Genomic DNA, 4,385 nt, shown 5'->3' with positions numbered 1-4,385 from the left:
GCCCGCCGATCGGCCGCGTGCACGACGTCCGGCCGCCAGTCGCGCAGCAGCGCCCGCGCCCGCCGACCCGCCCGGACGTCGGTCTTGTCGCCGACCTCCACCAGCTCGTGGCGCCCGGCCACCGCCTCCGCACCCCGGAGCGGCACGGGGCCGAACACGCGCACGTCGACGTCACCGGTGTCCAGCAGCGCGCGGGCGAGGCGGACGGTGACGTCCACCGGTCCCCCGCTGTCCTGGGTCAGCAGGTACGCGATCCGGGGCCGCCTCACCGGACACCGACCACGAGCTTGTCCACCAGGGTCGCGACCTGGTCGGCCACCTGCCGCCGGTCGAACAGCAGCTCGACCCGCCGCCTGCCGTGCGCGCCCTCCTCGTCGGCCAGCGCCGGGTCGGCGAGCCGCCGCGCGACCGCCTCCGCCAACGCCGCGACGTCACCCTCGTGCGGCACCGCGCCGGCCTCACCCGCGCTCTGCCGCGCCCCGCCGACGTCGAACGCCACCACGGACCGCCCGCACGCCATCGCCTCCAACGGCACCAGCGCCATCCCCTCCGCCCGCGACGGCATCACGACCACGTCGGCGGCGGCGTAGAAGTCGGCGACCGCGTCGTCGTGCCCCCACCACAGCACGGACGCGTCGTCGTGCTCGGCCCGCCACCGCTCGGCCATCGGCCCCTCGCCGACCAGCACCAACCGGGCGTCCGGCACCCGCTCCCGCACCAGGGGCCACGCCGCGAGCAGCTGGTCCTGGCCCTTCAGCGGCGCGAGACGCCCGACGCACACCGCCGTGGGCGCGTCGGGCAGGCCGAGCCGCCGCCGCGCGGCGAGCCGGTCGGCGGGGTGGAACCGCTCGGTGTCCACGCCGTTGCACACCACCTCGGCGGGTCCGGTCACGCCGGCGGCACGGCCCAGGGCCAGCTCGTCGTCGCTCACGCACACCAACTGGTGCGTCCACCGGGCCGCCAGCCGCTCCCACGCGCGGGCCGCGCGCCCCACGACGCCGCCGGCGCTCTGGAACGACCACATGTGCGGCTGGAACAACGTCGGCTGACGCCCGCGCACGACGAGCCTCCCGACCATGCCGGCCTTGGAGCTGTGCAGGTGCACGACGTCCGGCGCGAGGTCGCGCAGGAGGCGCCGCAACCGGACCGCCTCCCCCAGCAGGCCCGGTCCCGGTTGCCGCCCGGCGGGCCACTCCCGCACCTCGACCCCCACGGCCCGCGCGCGATCGGCGAGGGGGCCGGGCGGGCACACCACGGCGACCGCCCACCCCTGGTCCCGCTGCGACCGCACCAACTCCAGCACCACCCCGGCCACGCCCGCCGCGACGGGCTGGCTCACGTGCACGACCCTCACCGCCGCACCTCGCGCAACGCCTCCCGGTTCGCCGCCACCACGACCACGCCGCACACCACCGTCAACACGACCCCTTCGGTCATCGCGCCCACCACGGAACCGGGTGGGCCGAACACGTCACCCGCCAGGAAAGCCACCGCCGCGCAGCACCCGGCCGCCACGACCACGCCCACGACACCCCCGCGCAGCGCGCCCAGCGGCGGGCTGAGCCCCCGCCGGGCCAGCGCCAGCCACGTCCACGGCACCAGCAGCCACGCCGCCGCCACCTGCACCGCGGCGACGGCCACCACGCCGTGCGACGTGAACGCCAGCAGCCCGCCCACCAGCAGCACCAGGTGCGTGGCCTCCAGCGCCAGGTACCGGCGCGCGTGCCCGGCCGCCTTCAGCACCTGGTACCAGACGTGCAGGAGGCTGATCCCCAAGCCGTACAGGCACAGCAGCGCCAACGGCGTCGCCGCGCCCGCCCACCGCCCGCCGAACACGACCACGCGGTCGGACATCGCCGCCGTCACCGCGTAGAGGCCGCCGGTCACCACCAGCACGGCCGTCGTCGCCCGACCGACCACTTCGGACAGTTCTCCGCCGTCCCGGATCAGCCTGGCGCACAACGGGAGCAGCACACCGCCGAGCACCACCGCCACGAGGATGTACGGCACCCAGGCGATCCGGTAGGCCAACGAGTACACGCCGACCGCCTCCGGCCCGTGCGCCCGCCCGAGCGCCAGGTAGTCGAGGTTGATCAGCAGCACCGCGACCAGCGCCCCCGGCCCCACCAGCGCGATCCACCGCACCGCCTCGGCCGCCGCGCCCGCGTACCGGACCGGCCGCACCCGCACCACGACGACCACGCCCAGCACGGGCTGCGCGACGGCCGTGCACAGCAGCCCGACCACGAGCGAGAGGGGTCCGACGCCGCCCGCCGCGAGCGCGATCGTCACCGCCGCGCCGAGCACGCCGCCGCCCGCGTCGGGGAGCAGCCGGCGGCGGAAGTCCAGGTCGCGGTGCAGCAGCCCCATCTGCACCCCGGCCACCGCCGAGAACGGCAGGCTCAACGCCGCCCACCGCACGAGGGGCGCGACGGACGGCGCGTCCAGCGCGTGGGCGATGCCGTCGGCCGCGAGCACCAGCCCGAGTGCCAGCGCCAGACCCGTGCCCGCGCTGAGGGTGAGCAGCGTGCCCGCCACCCGGCGCGGATCGCGGTCCGTGCGGCTGACCACGTCGTAGACGCCCATCGACTGCACGACCTGGCCGATGTTCACCAGCGCCACGGCGAGCGCCACCAGGCCGAGGCCCTCCTCGGTGAGGAACGCGGCCAGCACGAGCGTGACGCCCATCTGGCTGCCCTTGCTGACCACGTTCACCAGGAACAGCCACAGCGAGCCGCGCACGGCCCGCTGGCCGACCGCCGTCACGTCCGTCCCGAGTGGACCGGACGGCGTGCCGCCGTGAAGGCGACGAGCAGCAGCCACGCCGCGACGACGGCCACCCCGTCGACGGTCACGTCGACCCGCGTGCCGGCCACGTCCCGGATCGCCAGGTTCACGAAGTGCAGGTGCGCGAACGGGACCAGCAGGAGCAGCAGCGGCCAGCCGAGCCGGTCGCGGCGGCGCCACCACAGCACCGCCACCGCCGCCATCGACGGCACGGCGATCAGCACGTCACCTGGCTGGTGCACGACCGCCACCACCACGGCCAGGCAGGTGAGCAGGTCGGCCGCGGCCGGTTCGCCGAGCCGGTCCAGCCGCCGGGCCAGGACCGCGCTCACCGCGAGCACCCCGACCAGCGCGAACGCCTCCGCCCCCGGCGGCAGCCAGCCCGTGACCCGGTACCAGACGGCGGCGAGGTCGACGCGCTGCGCGGTCATCGAGTCCACCGCGCCGTACGCGGTCTGGCCGGCGTGCGCCAGGTTCGCCGCGATCACGTCCAGGAACGGCCCGATCCCGCCGCCGCGCACCACCAGCGGCACCACGACGACCAGGCTCGCCACCGCCGCGACGGCCGTGCCGGTGAGCGCGACCCGCCGCGACCCGCGCGCGAACAGCAGCACCGCCAGCGGCAGGCCGAACTGCGGCTTCAGCCACGCCAGCGCCAACGCGACCGCCGCCCACCTCGGGTGGCTGGTGCGGGCCAGCAACGCGCCCGCCGCGCCGACCGCGACGAGCGGGTTCACCTGGCCGACGTACAACTGCGCCTTGCCGACCTGGCTGAGCAGCAGCACGGTCGAGATCACCGCCGTGCCGAGCGCCAGTGGCACGTGGGGGCGCAGCCGGCCCGCCGCCAGCCCGGCCAGCGCGATCAGCAGCACCAACGACGCCAGCGCGAACGCCACCGCCCCCACCCGGTAGCCCGGCGCCGCGAACGGAGCGTGCAGCAGCAGGTGGTAGGGCTGGTAGAGGTTGAAGTTCTGGCGGACCGGCCAGTGCTCGAACATCGTCGCCGGGTGGTACGGGTTGCCACCCGCGAGGAACTCGCGGATCGGGAAGTACAGCGCGTCGCGGAAGTCCTGCATCCGCTCCTCGGGCAGGTTGGCCCAGGTCGGGTGCGGCACCTCCCACGACGGCCGCAGCGCGCGCCACGCCGCCGTGCCGCCCGCCAACGCCACCAGGACGGTGAGCAGGGTGCGCGTTCGCGCGCCGGACGACGTGCCGCCGAGCCGCGGCCGGGTCTGCTCGCTCACGGGACCACCAGCACGGCGATCACGGTCGCCGGCGCGGGCAGCGCGGCCGCCGCGGCGGCCAGCTCCTCGTGCCGCCTGCCGAGCGCCCGTCCGGCCTCGTCCCGGCCGGCGGCACGGCGGGAGGCCGCGCCCACTCCCACGGGCCACCGCTCCGGGACCGCCGGGACGAGCGCGATCACCGCCTCGCCATCACCGGGTTCGCCGGTCTTGTCCGGCAGCTCGGCGGCCAGGGCCTCGGCGCGCGAGGTCAGCTCCGGGACCTCCGCCACGACCCGCGCGGGGCGGGCGGACGCCTCGCACAGCACCGTCAGGCGCCCCGTCAGGTCGGGGTCGTCGTCGGGCAGCAGCACGACC

3 protein-coding genes and 2 pseudogenes are annotated in these 4,385 nt (G+C 76.5%); all 5 read right to left on the bottom strand.

What is annotated here, in order from left to right; all coding sequences use genetic code 11:
• Window positions 1-269 (bottom strand): annotated as a pseudogene (locus ACFQ3T_RS34600) (glycosyltransferase family 4 protein); the annotation flags it as partial.
• Entirely contained in the window at window positions 266-1,354 is a 1,089-nt protein-coding gene (locus tag ACFQ3T_RS34595; RefSeq protein WP_380730022.1) for a glycosyltransferase, read from the bottom strand. The pseudogene ACFQ3T_RS34600 and the gene ACFQ3T_RS34595, both read right to left, overlap by 4 nt.
• Window positions 1,351-2,766 (bottom strand): oligosaccharide flippase family protein, encoded by a 1,416-nt coding sequence (locus ACFQ3T_RS34590; RefSeq protein WP_380730020.1) that lies wholly within the window; start codon window positions 2,764-2,766, stop codon window positions 1,351-1,353. The genes ACFQ3T_RS34595 and ACFQ3T_RS34590 overlap by 4 nt, the downstream gene beginning before the upstream one ends.
• Window positions 2,763-4,031 (bottom strand): glycosyltransferase 87 family protein, encoded by a 1,269-nt coding sequence (locus ACFQ3T_RS34585; protein WP_380730018.1) that lies wholly within the window; start codon window positions 4,029-4,031, stop codon window positions 2,763-2,765. The genes ACFQ3T_RS34590 and ACFQ3T_RS34585 overlap by 4 nt, the downstream gene beginning before the upstream one ends.
• Window positions 4,028-4,385, bottom strand: a pseudogene (locus ACFQ3T_RS34580) (hypothetical protein); the annotation flags it as partial. The pseudogene ACFQ3T_RS34580 and the gene ACFQ3T_RS34585, both read right to left, overlap by 4 nt.

This window comes from Saccharothrix hoggarensis (genome assembly GCF_042678885.1).
Lineage (GTDB): Bacteria > Actinomycetota > Actinomycetes > Mycobacteriales > Pseudonocardiaceae > Actinosynnema > Actinosynnema hoggarensis.
The sequence above is the reverse complement of the archived record's forward strand: the minus strand, read 5'-3'. Positions and strand labels throughout refer to the sequence as shown.